This window comes from Butyrivibrio sp. AE2015 (genome assembly GCF_000420825.1).
In the GTDB taxonomy this organism is placed as follows: Bacteria; Bacillota; Clostridia; order Lachnospirales; family Lachnospiraceae; genus Butyrivibrio.
Genome location: NZ_ATVR01000020.1, coordinates 43,979 through 64,413 on the forward strand (window position 1 = coordinate 43,979; position 20,435 = coordinate 64,413).

General features: G+C 40.9%; 16 protein-coding genes. 1 reads left to right on the forward strand and 15 read right to left on the reverse strand.

Annotated features, from left to right (window positions below; all coding sequences use genetic code 11):
• Positions 1 to 11: 11 nt before the first annotated feature.
• The 9 genes from G585_RS17845 to G585_RS0110660 form a co-directional block, all read right to left on the reverse strand.
• Positions 12 to 1,739, reverse strand: a complete 1,728-nt coding sequence (locus tag G585_RS17845) for a GGDEF and EAL domain-containing protein (protein WP_022774904.1) — start codon at positions 1,737 to 1,739, stop codon at positions 12 to 14.
• Positions 1,740 to 1,780: 41 nt separating this feature from the next.
• The gene (locus tag G585_RS0110625) at positions 1,781 to 2,770 is read right to left on the reverse strand and encodes a helix-turn-helix transcriptional regulator (RefSeq protein ID WP_022774905.1); all 990 of its coding nucleotides are present in this window, start codon (positions 2,768 to 2,770) and stop codon (positions 1,781 to 1,783) included.
• Positions 2,771 to 2,792: 22 nt separating this feature from the next.
• Entirely contained in the window at positions 2,793 to 5,570 is a 2,778-nt protein-coding gene (locus G585_RS0110630) for an FAD-dependent oxidoreductase (protein ID WP_051142987.1), read from the reverse strand.
• A 226-nt stretch (positions 5,571 to 5,796) separates the two neighbouring features.
• On the reverse strand, positions 5,797 to 6,144 hold the full coding sequence (locus G585_RS0110635) for a DUF1622 domain-containing protein (RefSeq protein WP_022774908.1): 348 nt from the start codon (positions 6,142 to 6,144) through the stop codon (positions 5,797 to 5,799).
• A 22-nt stretch (positions 6,145 to 6,166) separates the two neighbouring features.
• A complete protein-coding gene (locus G585_RS17850) occupies positions 6,167 to 9,124 on the reverse strand; it encodes an AMP-binding protein (RefSeq protein ID WP_022774909.1) in 2,958 nt (985 codons plus the stop codon).
• Between the two features lie 25 nt (positions 9,125 to 9,149).
• A complete protein-coding gene (locus G585_RS0110645) occupies positions 9,150 to 10,865 on the reverse strand; it encodes an MATE family efflux transporter (RefSeq protein ID WP_026663931.1) in 1,716 nt (571 codons plus the stop codon).
• 124 nt (positions 10,866 to 10,989) lie between these two features.
• Entirely contained in the window at positions 10,990 to 11,556 is a 567-nt protein-coding gene (locus G585_RS0110650; protein ID WP_022774911.1) for a chromate transporter, read from the reverse strand.
• Positions 11,553 to 12,110: a chromate transporter gene (locus G585_RS0110655; RefSeq protein ID WP_022774912.1), complete on the reverse strand. Its 558-nt coding sequence runs from the start codon at positions 12,108 to 12,110 to the stop codon at positions 11,553 to 11,555. Before G585_RS0110655 ends, G585_RS0110650 begins: the two co-directional genes overlap by 4 nt.
• Before the next feature lie 63 nt (positions 12,111 to 12,173).
• A complete protein-coding gene (locus G585_RS0110660) occupies positions 12,174 to 12,422 on the reverse strand; it encodes a GlsB/YeaQ/YmgE family stress response membrane protein (RefSeq protein WP_022774913.1) in 249 nt (82 codons plus the stop codon).
• 222 nt (positions 12,423 to 12,644) lie between these two features.
• On the opposite strand from G585_RS0110660, the gene trxA reads away from it, so the two are divergent.
• A complete protein-coding gene (gene trxA, locus G585_RS0110665) occupies positions 12,645 to 12,962 on the forward strand; it encodes a thioredoxin (protein WP_022774915.1) in 318 nt (105 codons plus the stop codon).
• Between the two features lie 66 nt (positions 12,963 to 13,028).
• Here the strand turns inward: trxA and G585_RS18980 are convergent, their stop codons facing one another.
• The 6 genes from G585_RS18980 to G585_RS0110700 all read right to left on the reverse strand — a co-directional run bounded on the left by G585_RS18980 (position 13,029) and on the right by G585_RS0110700 (position 20,316).
• Positions 13,029 to 15,338: a hypothetical protein gene (locus tag G585_RS18980; protein WP_051142986.1), complete on the reverse strand. Its 2,310-nt coding sequence runs from the start codon at positions 15,336 to 15,338 to the stop codon at positions 13,029 to 13,031.
• An 84-nt stretch (positions 15,339 to 15,422) separates the two neighbouring features.
• The gene (locus G585_RS17860) at positions 15,423 to 16,676 is read right to left on the reverse strand and encodes a sensor histidine kinase (protein ID WP_022774918.1); all 1,254 of its coding nucleotides are present in this window, start codon (positions 16,674 to 16,676) and stop codon (positions 15,423 to 15,425) included.
• Positions 16,673 to 17,368, reverse strand: a complete 696-nt coding sequence (locus G585_RS0110685; protein ID WP_022774919.1) for a response regulator transcription factor — start codon at positions 17,366 to 17,368, stop codon at positions 16,673 to 16,675. The genes G585_RS17860 and G585_RS0110685 overlap by 4 nt, the downstream gene beginning before the upstream one ends.
• A gap of 80 nt (positions 17,369 to 17,448) precedes the next feature.
• Positions 17,449 to 18,216, reverse strand: a complete 768-nt coding sequence (locus G585_RS0110690; RefSeq protein ID WP_022774920.1) for a ZIP family metal transporter — start codon at positions 18,214 to 18,216, stop codon at positions 17,449 to 17,451.
• A 70-nt stretch (positions 18,217 to 18,286) separates the two neighbouring features.
• Complete coding sequence (locus G585_RS0110695; protein ID WP_022774922.1) at positions 18,287 to 18,853, reverse strand: anthranilate synthase component II; 567 nt, start codon at positions 18,851 to 18,853, stop codon at positions 18,287 to 18,289.
• Positions 18,850 to 20,316, reverse strand: coding sequence for an anthranilate synthase component I family protein (locus tag G585_RS0110700; protein ID WP_022774923.1), 1,467 nt, complete (start codon positions 20,314 to 20,316; stop codon positions 18,850 to 18,852). The genes G585_RS0110695 and G585_RS0110700 overlap by 4 nt, the downstream gene beginning before the upstream one ends.
• Positions 20,317 to 20,435 lie beyond the last annotated feature (119 nt).

A 20,435-nucleotide genomic window follows, 5' to 3' on the forward strand; every position in this document is an offset into this window, starting at 1 on the left:
CCCTCTTATTTTTATGTTTCCCACTTAAGTCCTTTTTCCCTGGTAAATGCCCTGCTCTCTTCCATGGGCATCGGTTTTCCAAAGAAATACCCTTGCGCTTTTTCACAGCCTGCTCTCTTTAGAAAATCAAAGTGTTCCTGAGTCTCCACTCCTTCTGAAAGAGGATAGATTCCAAGCACCCTTGCTCCATTTATAATAAAGCGCATGAGATCAGCTGTTTTTGGGTTATTATCAAGGCTTCTTAAAAAGACCATATCAAGCTTTAACACATCAAACTCATAGTCCGCAATGGTATTAAGTGATGAATAGCCACTCCCAAAATCATCGATCCAGATCTGATAACCTGCATCCCTTATCTTTTTGCACTCCTGCTTGATAAGACCGGAGTTGTCATTAAATGCACTCTCTGTGATCTCAACATCGATCAAATTGCTGGGCATATCATACATCTTCCGCCATTTCTCCAGCGTTTCGAAAACATCACAGATTTCAAAATCAAGTCGCGAAATATTTACTGAAACAGGAACAAGCGCTTCTCCCTTGTCTCTAAGTCTTGCATAATCTTCGCAGACTTTTCTGATAACAAAAATATCAACCAGATGTATGAGATGGAACTGCTCTAATGTCTCAATGAAATCTCCCGGATTTATCATTCCTATTTCCGGATCAACCCATCGAACAAGCGCTTCATAGCCACATATTTCACCTGTTTTTACTCTTATGACAGGCTGGTAAAAGACCTTTATATACTCTTTTTCTACCGCTTCATCAATATTATCAACGACGTACTGCTGTCGTATCATCTTTTTCCTGAGCATGTCATCGTAAATACAATAATTTACATCGTGCCTGCCTTTTATGCTATTGCAGGCAAGTCTTGCATGATCGCAGGCAAGGCCTATCTCGGCTCTGGCATCATCAAGTATATATATGCCGGCCTTAACTCTTACCTTTTTGTTCACATCCTCAGACAAGAGCATCTGCTTAAAAACGGTCTCAACTTTGCTGATTACTTTCTCTCTCGATGCTGATACACACACAACAAAGTGATCGTCTGAAAAACGGGAAATTGTTGCTCCCGAAAAGACCTCTCTTATTATCTTTGCAAGGCTCACCAAGAGCTCGTCTCCCATTTTAAAGCCAAAGCGCTCATTATAAAGTTTAAAATTTGGAATATCAAAATGGATAAATGCTACTTCTTTTCTCCAAAACTCAGGAGAATTCAGCATATTTTGAACGATATGATAGAAAAAAGACATGGTAAAAAGACCAGTAAGCTGATCTGTTTCCTTGATTCTTGACAATAGCTCCGCCTCAGCAAAAGAGTTCCGGCTATTATTGAAATACTCATTTTGATCCACATCTACTATAAATACATAGAAATAGCTTCTTCCCCCCTCGGAGTGAAGAAGATGACCAAAATCCTCAATATACTTGACATCACCTTTTTTGGTGATTATCCTGTAACGCACATAATCATGGCGTTTTTCACCAAAAATAGTCTGTGCTTTTATCTGGGTCTGAACTTTTTGGATGTCATCGGGATGGACCATTCCCGAAAAAGTACCGCCGGTATATTCCTTAAACTCTTCGAATGACCTGCATCCGAAGATTTCAACGATATTGTTCTCCGCAAAAAGTATCTTTTCATCTCCCTCGGCCTCATAGATAAAGAATCCACCGGGAAGATTATTGGGAACAATACCACACATACCGGTATCATAGAACTCTTCTCTCATTTACATACCCCTCAAAGCAAAGCAAATACTATTTAAGCCGCTTAAGAATACCTCTCTGTTATCTTAAGAAGTTCCTGTCTGTATCTGTCTTTCACGTCTTCCGGAGAAGCTATGATAACCCCATCCGACAGGGCAAAGAGCCATCCAAAGAACTGATCGCTTATCGCAACATCAACGCTTGTCTCTGACCATCCCTCTTCATCTGACTTTCTGATACTTATGTCTTTGCCAAACCTGTCTATCAAAACTCCAACTAAGTCGTTTTTGAATTTCAGTTTTACTTTGGTTTCTGTTCCCCCGAACATTCCAAAATTCATCTTGGAATAAGCAGCCATATCAAAAGCTTTAAAATGCTCTTTTCCAAGTCTCCTGTCATCCATGATACGGATGTTTCTCATTTTATCAACACGGTAATGTTTTATCTTATCAGCCTCAGCATCAAATGCAATGAGGTAATAATTCTCATCATCCCAGGTAAGTGCCCATGGACTCACTTCATATAAGCCTTCTTTTCTCGGAACAAGTTCTTTATTCAGATTCCATTTAAGGTACTCAAATTGTATGCGTCTGTTAGTGGATATGGCAGTATGTATCTCATCTACAATGTAGTAGATACTCTCGTTCATGGTCTTTATTCTGCCCTGAACCTCCACCTGCCTTTTAAGCTGCATTGCCTCATATTCACTGACAAGAGCTGTGAGCTTTTTGATAAGCTCATTGGATTTTTTCTCTGTAATGAATTTGGAAGACTGTATCGCATCCACCAAAAGCTTAAGCTCTGCTATTTCAAAATGCTTGCTGCCAACGTGGTAGTAATAATTTCTTCCAACCTGTTCCAGAATAACGTCAATGCCCAGGGTGCGGAGAGCCTCCATATCATCGTAGAGACTCTTCCTGTCCGCAGTTATCCCACACTCTTCTAACCGTTCCTTTATCTGAGGCATTGTTAGAAAATGCTCATCGTCAGTCATCTTGACCATTATTTTAGCGAGATAATACAGTTTTAATTTTTGATTGGCACCCTTTGGCATTTTGACTTACCCCTGAAGCTTATTAGTTTTTGTCACCAACAATCTTGTTGATAAGAATCTTTCCTGCTCTCTTTGCTGCATATGGTCCAACCTTTTTAAGTTTGTCCTCAGATCTGACCATAGTGCTTGCTGCAGGCATATCTCTTGTAAGATGGATAGCATCAAATTCACACTTTGTTGTGCAAAGTCCGCATCCGATACAACGGTTCTCATCTACAGTTGTAGCTCCGCAGCCAAGGCATCTGTTTGCTTCGGCCTTAACCTGATCTTCAGTAAATACAAGTCGAAGATCATCAAAGGTCTTGCTTGCAACACCGGCTTTTTTACCTGGAATCTGTCTCTTGGCATCGTCGAAGCCTTCAACCTTTATATCGTCCTTATCAAGCTCAATAAATTCTCTTCTATCACGAGCAAGGTCAAGACGATTTCCTTTATGTACGAAACGGTTAATGGAAACGCTTCCTTCTCTACCACCGGCAATAGCATCAATAGCAAATCTTGCACCTGTAAATACATCACCGCCAACGAAGATATCAGGTTCTGCTGTCTGTCTTGTGAGCTTATCAGCAACTGCTGTGCCATTTCTGTTAAGTTCAACCTTTGTGCCCTCAAGAAGGCCGCCCCACTGAACTGACTGACCAATTGACAAAAGAAGATTCTCACAAGGGATTTCTATTGTCTCTTCCTCATTGTACTTAGGACTGAAGCGATGCTCTGAATCGAATACGCTCACGCATCTCTTAAAGATAACGGACTTAACATGACCATTTTCAGTAACAACTTCCTTTGGTCCCCATCCATTCTTAACTTCAATTCCTTCTTCTTTTGCTTCTGCAACTTCATCAGCTGCTGCAGGCATCTCTTTTTCACCCTCAAGGCAAAGCATTGTAACTTTGGATGCTCCTGCTCTCACAGCTGTTCTGGCTACGTCTATAGCAACATTTCCGCCGCCGATAACAACAGTGTCGCCATTTAACTTAATGGAATGATCCTGATTTATGTTTCTAAGGAAATCAACACCTGTCTGAACGCCCTCAGCATCCTCGCCAGGAACTCCGGCTTTTCTTCCGCCCTGCATACCAATAGCGATAAAGAATGCCTTGTAGCCTTCCTCACGGAGTTTCTGTATAGTAATGTCTTTTCCTACCTCAACTCCACACTTGAACTCAACGCCCATCTGGCGGATAACATCAATTTCAGCATCGATAATGTCTTTTTCAAGACGATAGCTTGGAATACCATTCATAAGCATTCCGCCAGGTCTCTTCTCTTTTTCAAAAACTGTAACAGGATAGCCGTCTCTTCTAAGGAAGTAAGCTGCAGCAAGACCTGCAGGTCCTCCTCCAATAACAGCAACCTTATAATCATCAGACCACATTCCGCCATCATGCTTCTCGCAAAGTGGAATGTACTTTTTATCACTCTTAAGGTCCAAAGAAGCAATGAACTTCTTGATCTCATCGATAGCAAGTGGCTGATCGATAGTTCCTCTTGTGCAGGCATCCTCACAGCGTCTGTTACATACAGCACCACAGATATATGGGAATGGGTTATCCTGCTTGATAAGCTTAAGAGCGTCCTCATATCTGCCCTCTGCAGCCATCTTGATATAGCCCTGAACTGAAAGGTGTACAGGACACGCTGTCTTACATGGAGCTGTACCTGTGTCATAGCAGTTAATCTTGGCATCATCTCTGTAGTTGTAGTTCCACTTTTCAGGTCCCCACTTTTTAGCGTTAGGAAGCTCTGTCTTAGGATACTTAACTTCTGATCCGTCTTTTTTGCAAAGCTTCTGACCAAGCTTGGCAGCACCAACAGGACAAACCTCTACGCACTTACCGCAGGCAACACACTTATCTTTTTCAACATGTGCTCTGTATGCAGAAGCTGACATATTAGGTGTGTTAAAGAGCTGTGATGTTCTAAGAGCATTACATACGCCGGGAGCACAGTTACAAATAGCAACAATCTTGCCTTCACCGTCGATATTGGTAATCTGGTGAACATAGCCATGTCTCTCTGCTCTCTCAAGGATCTCATAAACTTCTTCCTTGGAGATATAGTGACCGATTCCACGATCATCCATATACTCAGCCATGTCGCCCATACCTATGCAGTAATCTCCACGGATCTCTCCGCTTCCTTCACCACGCATAGCCTGCTGTTTACGGCATGAGCACTCTGAAATACCGTATTTATCGTACATGTCGATCCATCTTGAAAGATGCTCAACAGGAACTGACTGATTCTCAAGTGAAATAGCCTTCTCAACAGGAATAACATGCATTCCTATTCCGGCTCCTCCGGGTGGAACCATCTGTGTGATGCCGGCAAGCGGAAGCTGTGTCATAAGGTTAAAGAATGTAGCAAGCTGTGGGAATTCATCAGTGAGCTTTTCCTGCATCATCATGAACTCTGCAGATCCCGGAACAAAGATAGGGAGCTCATACTGAAGATGTTTATCAGCTGTCTTAGCACGATTCTGCTCTATGATACCGATCCATCTAAGACGCTCTACCATCTTCTTGGTATCTTCCACGCTCATATTGTTCATGGTTGCGAGTTCTTCAATAGAATATGGAACACGTGTCTTCTTAAAGTTCAAAAGAAACTTCACCTGCTCCTTATTAAGAATAAGATCAAGCATCCAATACTCCGGATCTCTGTTGTTGATCTTATTTGTGAGTTTTTTTACATAACGGTCAGTAATGAGCTTAGCAAGCTCAAGAACCAGTTTCTCTTTTTCCGGATCCTCTGCCTTATAATTTGGATCCTGCCAATAATCATTTTCATTGATCATTGGATCGCCGATCTTCCAATCAGCCATAGTCTTTACTTTAGCCATAAGATATCCCCTTCTAACAAAAAATTAATCTCCTTTTAACATTGTACAATAAAGGAAACTGCATGACTAGACGAGATTTTCCATAAATATTCACGCTATTTTTTGTCTGAAATGCTCTTTGAAGCTAAAAAACTCCCTCAACCGGGGGCGGCGCCCCGGTTGGAGGAGTTTTTAAGACTGCTTAGTCGCTTTTCTTGGGTTCAAGGGCTTTTTCTTCGTTTTTGATTTCCCAGTGGATGAGGAAGGTCAGGGCGGCTCTTAGGGCAATGATGGCGCCAAGGATTCCGAGTTCTGCCCACTCTCTGACTACGACTGTTCGAAGAACCTCGCCGCCGAGTTTAAATTCCAGTGCAAGTGCAATGCCCTGTGCAAGTTGAAGCCTGATGGAATCATCTTTTTTAATCCAGAATACGAAGCTCCTTACAGCAGTGAAAACCAGGATACATATGCCAAACATTTCCAGAATAAGAGTTGAAAACTCTACGATATATCTTAGGATGTTTTCTGAAGCAAGATATACATTTTCCATAAGTGCCCCCTTTACTCATTTTTTAAGTAGTCTTCTTAATCTCTTCTATAACTTCCATAACTGAGACAGATGCGGAATTGTCTTTAACTTTTAATAGCTCACAGCAGGCTTTACAGAACGTATCAGCAAATGCCTCTGCCGTGCTTCTTTCATAGACTCCGGCATCATAATCTACCAAAACTCCAAATTCGTCGCGGCTGTCAAGAATTTCCAAATCCATTTTATTGTCACATGCCTTATTTTGCGATGGCAGTTCGGATATACTCCTCACTATATCATCACTATTCCCATAATCATATATATCGCCCTGAAAAATAAGGCAAAGCAAATCCTCTCCTGAATAGGATCCTATTTCTTCCCAATATGACAACCTTCCGTTGGCAATTCCGTCTTTAATCTGATCAGCAACTTCCTTCAAAAATTCCTCAACGGACAAACTTTCTTCTAGAGCAAAAGTCACCGGCAGATCAATTATGAAACAGCCGATTGAATCCACTCTTCTTATATCATACCTGCCGTTCCAGGTCCATTCGAAGGCTACATTCTTGTTGTTACGATTACCCGAAAGGGCAAGAGCTGCAGCTGCAACGTAAAACCCGACTCTGCCAAATCCATATATATCACTGATTTTCTCCACTTCTTCTCTGGTGAATTGGAAATCAAAAACAAACTTATCATCCACATTTTCCCGGCTACTATGATCTGTCGCAGGAAGCGTGACACAGCCTGCCCTGTCATAGCGTTCTCTGAAGTAGTCCATCGTTTTGCTGTACGCATCTGAGTCTCTGAAGCTGTTTTCCTCATTACGAATAACTATGTAATCATCCCTTGCAACCGGCTCATTTCTGTAAATATTTCCAACATCCTCTAAAAGCTTATGATATGAACTTCCGTCACATATTGCGTGACAAATATCAAGCAAACCTATCTTTGACTTCTGCGTTTCTATGAGCCTGCAGTGAAACATTGGGGTATTGTCAAATCTAAAGGGCCTTACAAAGTCATTCACCGTAAGCTCAAGCTCGCTTTCGCTCATCTTTTCCGGAACAATCTTTGGAATGATGGTCTTATCAAATTTCTGTATGAAACCATCTGCTGTTTCCTCTATGGTACTATAAAGCGACGGATGCAAAAGAATCGCCTTTTCTATAGCATTCGCCATCCTGGCAAGATCAACTAAAGGGTCAAAAACAAATCTTACCGGAAGGTTTAATACTGAGGATTCAGGATTTTGGGCCTGAACACGGAGCAAATAGTCCTGCGACGCATTAACCCGCACAAAAGGAGCCTCTGTATCAGATAAAGCCACATCTTTTTTAACTGAAGTTTTTATGAGCTCATCTATTCTTTTTGCGGTTCTTCCTTCATATATATTCTGAACACATAAGTCCTTAAGACTGCACTTAATAATTACAAGCATGGCCTTTACAGAATCTCCGCCAAGCTCAAAAAAATCATCATTTATACCGATTTTTTTATTACTCTCAAGAACTGTCTCAAATGCTTCACATATTGTCCTTTGTATATCATTCTCCGGTTCCTCATACGTGTCGCATATATCAGAATCATCAGGATTCGGAAGTCTTAATTTATCAACCTTTCCGTTTTGATTAAGAGGTATTTCCAGTATTCTTACAAAGCGCTGTGGTATCATATAGCCCGGAAGGTAGGAAGTCAAAATTCTGGAAATGTTTTCAGATGAAAGCTCACTCTCAGCCTTATAATATGCGCAAAGAAGTGGTGTACCATTCTTTTTCTTAAACGCCTTTACGGAACAAAACTCTATGTTAAGAGCTTTTTTAACGGCACTTTCCACTTCCGCTAATTCCACACGATTTCCGTTTATCTTGACCATTTCATCGATTCGGCCAAGGATAGTATATCTGCCATTTTTATCCACAGAAGCATAATCAGACGTTCTTAAGAAACGCCTTCCCTGTATCATAACAAATGCTCTTTCATTTTCACCTGGAAGCTTATTGTATCCGCGAAAGAATGGAAGATATATACACAACTCTCCTTCATCTGAAAAATTGCCATTTTCATCAAGGAGCACTATCTCACTGCCTTCTGTAGGATATCCAATGGGAGTATTGTCGTATGATCTGTCAAGCTTAAAGTGGCATGTCGGATATCCAAACTCACTCGGACCATAAATATTTACGACATCAAATCCTTTTCTTTCAACACCGGATACGATTTCACCACCGGTATATCCGACGCGCATAGATGCTATGTTAAGCTGCTGTAGCACTTTAAGAAAAGTTGGAGTCATAAATGTAGAATCAATCATGTGTTTGTTAAAATATGCCCCGAGCTTTACGGGATCCTTAGCTGTCTCCCACGAAAGGACGTGAAGCGTACATCCAAATCCAAGAAGCCCTACGGTCATATACACCCCGCCAACAAAGGATTCAGGAATGACATTTGCAAATTTCAATAATTCTTCTCTTTTTTCATCTCCCTCAGGATAAACATACTCATACAGAAAACCTTTACCCAATCCAGCCCACATAAGGTCATATATCCCATATTCCTGTATAGCACCCTTAGGCCTGCCAATGCTTCCTGAAGTATAAATATAAAAGGCAAGATCATGCGGATCTGCCTTTCTAAAATCCGGACACTCAGAAAGCTCCATAGCTTCTTCCCATTCCTTGCCACTCATCACCAGAACGCAGCTACAATCATTTACAACATAGTCTATGCGTTCCTTCCCCATAAGGTCCTCAAGCGCAACCCAGGCAGCACCAGCCATCATAACCCCAATACGTGTGGCAATATACTCCATTCCCTTAGGATAATATATACCGACTGTATCCTCTTTACCGATACCTCTATTCTGAAGATACCGATTGACTCTCATTGCATAACAAAAGAGCTCCCTATATGATGTACTGCGCGCTCCATCATGATCCACGACAGCTATGCGATCCGGATGCTGCCTGGCTATTCTTTTTAGTCTTTCAATAAATTCCATAACTGCCTGTAGTCTCCATGTCACATTATTCTATCTCAAATGCATTACGGTTAAAGCTAAGTGACGCAAAATTGATCTTCTTATAAACAAGCTTCTCAGTGAGCCCTGAAACAACAAATGTTCTAAAAGAATCCACCTTATGATCTGTATCCGTGAGATCATAGTACACGCCGTTATCCTTGGTTATGATATGTACATTGTTTCCAACTTCAACGATACACTCCGCAAGCACAGTCTTTCCACGATTAAGATCATATACGAGCATAAATAGTTCTTCGAAAAGCACCATAACTCTGTTTACGGTACTACTGCTCTGACCGTTATCCTTAAGTGTCTTGCCTATCTGATCTCTTGTTGCAACAATCAGATCAGGCCTGACTTCAAACTCATACATCCATATGTGGCGTTCTTTCTCCATTGGAGGAATAAACAAGACGTAACTGTCCTTATCATATCTTAGGCAAATATATATGTATGATAAAAGATAGCCCAATGCCGGAGCAATCATCAGTCCTATGAACATTCCATATATGCCCCAAAGCCAGCCTCCAAAAACAGCAAGCGGAGCAGCGATAACCAGATCTCTTAATGCACATATAAAAACACCCAAAGGAATTTTATCTATAAGAATAAAATAAGAGGAGTCAAGATACATCCTGCTTGTAAATATTAGTGTAAGAGACATAATGCGTAATCCCCACATAGCAATCTGTGCCTTTTGCAGATCCTCAATTCCAAGAAAACCAACGATAACGGGCGCGCCAATAATTATTACAGCCGTAACGATAATACTCTCGATCACAGCTGTCTTCCTGGCCAATTTCCACACCTCGTTCACTCCCTGATATGTTTTCTCACCAAGATACACGCTTATTATCGGTGTTAGGGCATCCCCTACCCCATCGAATACAAACTGCACTTCTTTAACAAATGACACTATAACAATCAGAATCAGCATTCCGCTACCAAAATTCTTTACAACATACCTATTCATAATGGCAAGGAATATCATAAGAAACAAATATGTACTGGAATCAACGATACTATATCTGACAATATTTCTTAGCTTTGCGGCTGAAAAATAGAAATTGAGATGAAGTGAATTTCCTTTCTTAATAAAATGAATAAAGGATACGGCTACCGATCCTACAAGACTCAAAAATGAAGCTAAGCCCAAACCACTAGTTCCCATCACCCCCGCAAGAATAATTGAAAGAATTATATTACCAACAGCTGCTATCATATTTGCCAAGGTACTCAATAATTCATCGCCATCAGCAAAGACCATGCCTGAAAGAAGTGCTTCAAACGGTGTGATCAAAGCAACATATTTTATCCAAAACAAATAGTTCCGCGCTGCTAAAAGCCCTGAGCTCCCCGCACCGAACCAGTCAAGATACATATTCCCACAAACAGATAACAAAACAAATAGCACGCTCCCTGCGATAGTCGTTCCAAGAACACCCACGCCAAAAGTGCGGTCAGCTTCTTTTCTATCGAAAGCTCCAATTTCCTTAGAATAAAGGATAGGAACGCCTATAGAGAACAAAAGGGCAAAAAAACTTGCAAACGAGTATACCGGAAGGACCAGATTAACTCCGATTACCGCATCCTCACCAAGAACGATACCCGCAATAAAAGCATCTGCCATAACTGTAAAAGTAAGAAGAAAAGATGTTACTATTCCACCCGCAAGCATGGAATAAAATTTAGATGAGATAAAGGTCTTTTTTGTCAACATATCGCATTTTACTCCTAAAGCTCCCTATTTAATATCATTATATCATATTATTTATGCCGCTATTTCATGTATTAAAAAAATGCTTACGCCAGGCGCGTAAGCATTAATAATAAGGATCAATTATTTAAAATACCAGCGAAGCTATGACTTCAACAACTCCGCATAGAACCATCACATGGATGGGATTTAATTTCCATTTTCTCAAAGCAAAGATAGAAAGGACAAACAAGATAAAAGGTCTTACAGAAAAATTCCCATCTGTAAATTCAACACTTCCTGATTTAAATATAGTCGGGATCAAGATCATAAGGCCAGCTGCAAATATCATGGATACAACTGCAGGTCGAAGGGATAAAAGCGCATCTTTTAACACCGGCAGCTCTTTGTATTTTGTATAAAGGAGCGCCAGAATAGTCACAAAGATGCATGAAGGAAGAACAACTCCTAATGTTGCCACTATTGCTCCTGGGATTCCTGCTGTCTGGTTGCCTACAAAAGTTGCCGCATTTACAGCTATTGGTCCCGGTGTCATCTCTGCTATAGTTACAAGGTCTGCAAAGTCACCTGCACTTAGCCAACCATATTTTTCAACTACCTGCGAACTGATAAGTGGCATTGCTGCATAGCCGCCTCCAAAGCTAAATGCTCCCACCTGCAAGAAGGCAAAAAATAATTCTAAATATATACTCATACTCTTTCACCTCTTGCTTTTATAAGTGACCTGAAAATACCTATTATAAGCGTAGCAACTATAATGAGTATCACATTCACCTTAAGATAGTAATTGAGAATAAATGCTGCAACCATGATAACTATAAGGAACACATCTTTCTTTTTTACAATTCCAAAGGCCATATCCCATACTACTGAAACAATAACTGCGCTTACTCCTGACTTCATACCAGACAAAAGCGACTGTATATATGGATTGGTCTTAAAAGCCGCATAGAAAGCAGATATAACCGTAAGGATGACGAAAGGAGGAATTATGGCTCCCAACACTGCAACCAGTATCCCCGGGAATCCACATATTTTATAGCCTATTACTATTGCTCCATTTACTGCAATAGGGCCCGGTGATGACTGGGCAATGGCAACAAAGTCCAGCATTTCCTCTTCACTTATCCATTTCAGTTCATCTACAAATATATTTTTCAGAAGAGTTATGATCACATAACCGCCTCCAAAGGTAAATGCACTAAGATATAAGGTTGATAAAAAAAGTGTCTTTAACTTGTCTTTCAAAACAAGACCTCCAAATATCAAGAAAAAACTCCGAAAGAGCTTTTCTTTCGGAGCTTTCCAAAATTACTTTAAAAGCTTTTTACCTGCATAGATAACGATGCAGGAACCGATAACACCGACGATCAGGTTACCAATGATGCCGCTTCCATGGATACCAACAAGTCCAAGAACAAGATTTCCTACGAAGCCACCTACAACACCAAGAATGATGTTTCTTAAAAGGCTGCCTTCATTTTTCATAAATCTTCCTGCAATCCATCCTGCAATAGCACCAATAATAAGACCTGTGATAAGTCCCATTCCATTGATCATATCAATATCCCCTTTCAATTACTTTTTTTCAAAACCTAGTATAACATATACTTCCCAATATACATATTTCTTTTTTACCAAAAAAGCTTGAAATAATCGCATATTATCGCACTTTACCGACGTTTATTTTTCTTTAACATTTTAATTGTTGACAATCAAATTAAATTGTGTTAAATTTAATTTATCGAAAACAAATAATTGATTAAGCGGAGGTAATATACTATGGAATATAAATTTACAAGAGCAAATTTTGAAGAAGAAGTAATAAAAAGTGACATCCCTGTTCTCGTAGATTTCTACGCAGACTGGTGCGGTCCTTGCAAAATGATGATGCCAATCGTAGATAAGATGGCAGAGAAATATGATGGAAAGATCAAGGTTGGTAAGGTTAATTCCGACGAAGAAAACCAGCTTGCAGCTAAATATAACATAATGTCAATTCCAAGTTTCCTTTTGTTCAAAAACGGCGAGCTTGTTGATACACTTACCGGTGCTATGCCAGCAGATATTTTGGCTAGCAAACTTGATTCTTTATTATAATTTTTCCTCTAATTAAAGCGCTCCGTCCTGCATAATACAGGATGGAGCGTTTTAGTTTATCATTCTTTAGCCTTTGTTAAAAAGAGCTTCCAACTCATCTTTATGTTCTTCAAGAACCTTCAGTACCCATTTACTCCAGTGTCTTGCATCAGTTTCAGAATCGCCAAAGACATAATCTTCCTGGCCATAATCTATAACATCAAATCCAGGAGTTGATTTACTTGCTCCCTTTGTTCTGTAACTTACTGCATCAGCAAGTGTAAATGAAACATTTGTTGTATCGTCATAGTTTACCCAGCTACTAATGTCAGTTCCTGTAGCTTCTGTTGCATCTCCGTTAGTTGTCTGCTTTTCTGCTGCCTGTTTTGTGATCTTTACAGCTCCGTCAACGTATTCGCCATACATTGTATCAACAGTAAGGGCAAGTGATTCGCCGAGTACTTCAGATGGAACATGTCCACCATCCCACTGCCACTCAATAGTTGCATCCACTCCTGATGAAAGGAATGCAAGCTGCAGGTTAAGTGAGTTAAACATTGATATATCACCCTCAGATGCTCCGCAGACCATTCTTATCCAGGTAGGATCTGAGCCATCTGTGTCACCAATATAATTAAGCGGATTATAAAGCTCCACTATAACATTTCCATACTTGTCGCCGGAATATACTTCCTCAACATCACTCTGATAAGCTGCAAGCATTTCCTCGTAAGTTGCATAGTTGGAGGAATCAGTTGTGCTGCCCGCTGACTGGGTTGTTCCTGCATCAGGAGTTCCTACATCCATTGTGTCTCCTGCTGAGTTAGCAGCAACATCAGAATTGGCAAAGTTTCTGCCTTCTCCACCGGGACCTCCAGCCATGTCGCCAGGGCCGCCAGCCATATTACCGGGTGCTCCACCAGGGCCACCCATTCCGCCCTTTGAGGAAGTGCTCTTAGCATATCTGCCTTCGATGAACGCCTTTGCCTTATCTTCGGAAGTCATAGCTGCAACTTCTTCATCAGAAAGAGCATTTCCGTCACTGTCAAACCATGTCCAGTCTTCAGCGTAATCAAGGTTATCAAGGTACCACTGAAGGTTAGATTCAAACTCAGCAAGATAGAAATCTACATAAGTTCCGCCATATCCATTGGTATCAGCATATTTCTGCTCGTCATATTCGATGCTGAGAGCAATAATATCATCTGTATCGCCATCTCCATTGATATCAAGCGCTACATCACTTTCATTTACTGACAGATTCTGGCCATTGATATATTCCATGTATTCTTCTGAAAGATATTTTGCCATCTGCTCCTGGAATGAAGTATTAAAGTCATAGTCCACATCCATGTAATATTCAAAAGCCATGGCCATATCTGCTTCATACAGTGAGGTAATCGGCGAATATGCTACAGCACCCCATGCTCCGTCAGAAAGATCATAGGTTGTTCCATCTATCGTTACTGTTGTGTCATATGTTCCATCTTCATTTACATATACACCCACAGCGCCAACAGCTACCTGGTAGTCATAAAAATCTGAACTGTCAGAAGTTGCGGCAAACATTGTAGCATGCGCTCCACCGCCGCTTCCTCCTGTAGATACCCAGTACTGTGTACTTCCCGGAAGATTTCCAAGAAGAATATTATATCTTACAAATCTGGCTGCTGCTTTCTGATCAACAAGGCATGATGGTGCATCACCTGTGTAATACTCTTCACCATTTTCATCTGTGGCTGTATCATTTATTCCTCTGTTACCGCAGGAAACATTTATGTAGCCCTCTGAAGCATAACTTGTAGCAGCTGTGGTGTTAGTTGAAGAGCTATAACCAGCAGCACCTGTATTCAAAATAACCGGAGCTGTAGAAGCTGTATAAACCTGTCCATTAGAGCTTGTTACCTGTGCTTCGTAATCAATTACCAGCTGCCCGTGAACAGCATCAGTATAGTTTTGTGAAGTAATATCTGCAGCTCCATCGCCGTCTGTATCGATTCCCTTGATATATGCTCCGGGAACACAAACTGAAACGCCTTCTTCGTCTTCAATTTCCGCATTGGCAACTGCTGTAACAATACTCATTACCCAGGCATCTGCATCAGCATCATAAGTCCAGGTGACTTCTTCATTATTTGCCAGATCAAGAGCTGCCTCTATCTGCTCTCTCTCTTCCTGTGAAGTAGCCTGCAATGAAGAAACCTTTGTTTCACTCTCTGTCTCTTCAGTATCAGCAGTACTTTCTGCTTGAGATTCCTCTGATTCTGAGCTTGTCGCATTTTCACTGGTAGTAGCTTCACTAGTAGTTGAAGTAGTTGTATCAGTACTGCCACAGCCTATTGCCTGTGCTGCAACAGCTGCTGTTGCAATAAGTGCAAGAATTTTCTTTCTATTCATTTTGACCTCCATGTGTTTTCATCTGATGGTCATATAATAGATAATAAAGCTTTAAGAAAGCTTGAAGTTTTTTTTAAAAAAGTATTATCTGGCAATTGGTATCCTGACAACAAAAGCTGTTATCCCATCCCTGCACTCAACCTCTATACTGCCATTATGGTTCATTACTATGGCCTTTGCTATTGCAAGACCAAGTCCGTAATGACCATTCAAATTCCTCGAACTGTCTGTTCTGTAAAAGCGTTCAAATATCCTCTCTCTGTCCTCTTTAGGGATCTCTTTTCCAGGATTAGAAACTTCCAAAATCGCATTTTTTTCTTTTTGAGAAAGACTGATCATGACATGTTTCTCATTTGCCTCAGAAATCTCAGCATGAGATATGGCGTTATCAATGAGAGTAGAAATAAGTTTACCAAGTTCGCCTGCATCTCCCATTACATGGATATCCGGCGTTATATTACTTTCAATCAAAAGACCTTTCTCAAAAGCAACAGAATCAAAAGGAAGCATCCCACCTGTTACAAGCTTAGACAAGTCCACATCTTCTCTGACTATACTTACATTTTCCGTTCTTGAAAGGTCAAGCAGCTCCTTTACAAGCTCTTTCATCCTCTTATTTTCAAATATTATATTGTCAAGCCATCTGTTTTTCCCTATTTCACGTTCTAATAGCTCTGCATTGGCACTTACTGTTGATATTGGAGTCTTTAGTTCATGACCTGCATCAGAAATAAAAAGCTTTTGTTTCTGATACATTTCGTCAATTGGCTGCATTATCTTGTCTGCAACTTTTAATGAAACAAAAAACAAAATGACAAGCGCTATAAAGCCAAAAATAATAGTATTTAAGATAAGTGCTTTCATACTGCTGGTGATAAGGGAATTATCCATCATAACTACATAGGTGTTTCCTTCAGTTTCCGTAACGCAGTAAATAAGTCTTCCTATAACACCACTTGTCTTTTGGGCGTCTATAAGAGATTTAGCCAGCGTCTTAAGTTCTTCATCACTCATAACCGGTTTAACGTCGTTCATGATATCTGTTACTTCGCCGTCCTGTGAAAATCCCACAAGATATATAACTGAGGAATTTTCAATCACCCTCATTTCAGGTATCCTGGCAGTGTCATCAGGCACTCCCTTGGGACCATTCCCCTTAATGTAGTCACTGGTAAATACTTTAAGAATATTCTGACTGTTCCTGTAGACAGCACTGTATGTCGTAAAGTAAATGGTCATCAGCGTGCCCAGCAGAATAAGACCTAAAGCTCCCATAATGGTCACTATTATCTTATTTCGTGATGACTTCAAAAGTTTACTCATGTTTTGTCTTATCATGACGTCCCCTTTTGGCGAAGTTCATAGCCTAGTCCTCTTACCGCCTTGATCTCCATTTTTGAATCAAGATACTGGAGCTTTTTTCTGGTAAAAGAAATATATACTTCCACGTTATTGTACTCTGCCTCATTTTCATATCCCCAGATTTTTACTGCCAACTGCTCTTTACTTATAATATTGCCTGCATTGGTCATAAATATCTCAATGATATGAAGCTCTTTTTCTGAGAGCCTGACATCCATTCCATTTTCAGTATTAATGAGCATGGATTTTCCCTGATCAAGTTTAAGGTCTCCGGCAGATAGATTTCCTGTATCATCCGTGCTCTGTATATTGTTTCTTCTGAGCATAGCGCGTATTCTGGCCAGAAGCTCTTTTGTCTCAAAGGGCTTTGTAAGATAATCATCCGCACCACTGTCAAGCCCTTCTACCTTGTCATCTGTATCAGCCTTTGCAGTAAGCATGAGCACCGGCGTCTGTATACCTTCTTTTCTGATGTTTCTGGCAATTTCAAAACCATTCATACCGGGAAGCATCACATCAAGTATTATCAGGTCATAGATATCGCTCCTGGCAGCCTCTAAGCCGCCAAATCCGTCATAATACGCATCGACATCATACTTCTCCTGCCTCAAAATGGCGCAAACAGCTTCAGACATTCTTTTTTCATCTTCAACAATTAAAAGCTTCATCCAGTATCTCCTTATATATCTGCTATAAGGATATTATACTAAATGAAGCTTTAAAAAAGATTGAATTTTGTTAAGTTTAATCAGCCAAGTCCCACATCGAGAGCCATCATAATGATGAATCCAAGGGCAAAAGAAATGGTTCCAATATTAGAGTGCTTTCCTTCTGCCATCTCCGGTATGAGTTCCTCTACTACAACGTAGATCATGGCTCCTGCAGCAAAGCTTAAGAAATATGGCATAAGTGGCACAAACAGTCCAGCTGCCATAACAACTAAAAGTGCTCCGATAGGCTCAACTATTCCCGATAATACACCATACAAAAACGTCTTGCCTTTGGATTCACCCTCGGCAAGCAGTGGCATCGACACAATTGCGCCCTCAGGGAAGTTCTGAATAGCGATACCTATGGCAAGGGACAAAGCTCCGAGAAAACTTGTTGTCTCACTTCCATAAAGCCAACCTGCACATACTACACCGACAGCCATTCCTTCGGGAATATTGTGAAGAGTTACAGCAAGTACAAGCTTTGTGGTCCTCTTAAGTCCCGACTTTACACCCTCTTCACTACTATCCATATGCATATGAGGTACAAGTACGTCCAGACACAAGAGGAAAAGCATTCCAACCGCAAATCCTATAGATGCAGGTAAAAAGCCAAGCTTTCCCAGATCTTGTGACTGATCTATCGCAGGAATCAGCAGGCTGAAAAACGAAGCTGAAACCATGACTCCTGCAGCAAATCCGGTAAATGCCTTCTGAAGATTCTCACCAATTGAATTCTTAAAAAAGAAAACACAGGCTGCACCTAAACTTGTTCCCAAAAATGGAATAATTATAATTGGCCACATAAAACAGTCCTCCTATTCTATTCCATTATCCGCTATTATTCGCACTATAACAAGAAGTTAAAGCATAATATCATAATGCCAAAAAGTTCTTGAGCATCTTCTTGCCTTCCGGAGTCAGAATAGATTCAGGATGAAACTGAAGTCCATAAACAGCTTTTGACACATGGCTTACTGCCATGATCTCCCCTTCAACAGTTTTTGCAATGACCTTTAGTTCATCCGGAAGAGTCTTTTCGTTTGCCGCAAGAGAATGATATCTGGCCACATTAGTCTTTTTATCACATCCTGCAAATATAGGGGATGTGACATCAAGCTCTGTGAGCGATTGTTTCCCATGCATGAGCCTGTTTGCATAAGTGATCTCAGCACCAAAGGCTGCGCAGATGGCCTGATGTCCAAGGCATACGCCAAGAATAGGAAATTCACCTGAAAGCTCTTTTACCACATCTATTATCACTCCGGCATTCTCTGGTCTCCCGGGCCCCGGTGAAAGAATGATGTGACTTGGCTTCATGGCTCTTATCTCTTCAATTGTCTTTTCATCATTTCGGATAACTTTAATATCTGGATTTATCTCACCAACATACTGATACAGGTTGTAAGAAAAGCTGTCGTAATTATCAATCAGTAAGATCATAGTTCTTCCTCCTGTGCCAGGTTAAGGGCTGAAAGGCAGGCCTTTGCCTTGTTAAGGCACTCCTCATATTCATTCTCGGGAACTGAATCTGCCACTATCCCTGCTCCGCTCCTTACAAAAACTTTGCCATTTTTCTTATAAAGGATCCTGATAGCGATGCAGGTATCCATATTCCCGGTAAAGTCGATATAACCTATTGCGCCGCCATATATGCCTCTTTTATTATTCTCAAGTTCTCCGATAAGCTGACAGGCCCTGATCTTGGGCGCGCCGGACAAAGTCCCCGCAGGAAGCACTGACTCTATAGCATTTAGCGCATCCTTATCATCTCTTATAATTCCCTTAACTGTAGAGCCAATATGCATAACGTGGGAAAATCTCACAACTTCTCTGAGCTTTTCAACTTCAACAGTTCCGAATTTACTGATCTTTCCTATATCATTGCGGCCAAGATCCACAAGCATATTGTGCTCTGCGAGCTCTTTTTCATCTGCAATAAGCTCTTTTTCAAGCTCTATATCCTCATTTTCTGTGGCGCCTCTTTTTCTGGTTCCCGCCAAAGGGAATGTGTGAAGCACGCCGTCTTCAAGCTTTACCAGTGTCTCAGGAGAAGCCCCTGCCACCTCTATATCCGTCCCTGAAAAATAGAACATGTAAGGCGATGGATTAACTGTTCTAAGCACTCTGTAGGTATCAAGAAGACTGCCTTCAAATGGGGCAGAAAGCCTGTTAGATAGAACTATTTGGAAAATATCGCCCTCCCTGATGTAGCCCTTTGCCTTTTCAACCATGCTGCAGTACTCATCTTTGGTAAAAAGAGCTGTCACATCTCCCAAAAGTTTTCCTGATTGCTTTTCTTTCTTTTCACCTGTACGGATGAGCCTTACAAGGTTTTCAATGGAAGCTACAGCGCTATTGTAACCCTCTTCCTCATCCTTCAGGAACATATTTACTATTACAACGATTTTCTGCTTTATATGATCAAAGGCAATTACCTTGTCAAACAGCATAAGATCTGCATCAAAAAATCCTTCTGAATCCTCTACTTTTACCTTTGTCTCCGGCTCACTGTATTTTAAATAGTCATAGGCAAAATATCCCACAAGGCCGCCGATAAATGAAGGAAGTCTTTCAAGTCTTGGGCTTTTGTAATCATCTAATATCTGCCTTATATAATCTGATGGATTATCGCTTTTTATAGCAAGGCATCCTACCTTGATCTCGCCATCCATACAAGTGATGGAGAGCTTTGGTTCATAACCAAGGAATGTGTATCTTCCCCATTTCATATCTGCACTTGCAGACTCAAGCATGTAGCAATGCTTTGATACATTTTTTAGTCTCTTTAGTGTCTCTATTGGTGTCGTGAAATCAGAAAGAATCTCGGTGCTTATAGGAACAACCTTGTACTTTCCTTCCTTCGCGATTTCTTTTACCTGTTCATAGCTTGGAAATATCTTCATGTCGTCTTCTCCATATGTATGTGCCCTTGTTTGATAATGCAGGTGGGTGGTGCGGGTGTGTGTGGCCCTGGGGTGTGTGGTGGGTGGCCCTTGGGGGTGGTGGTGGGTGGCCCTGGGGG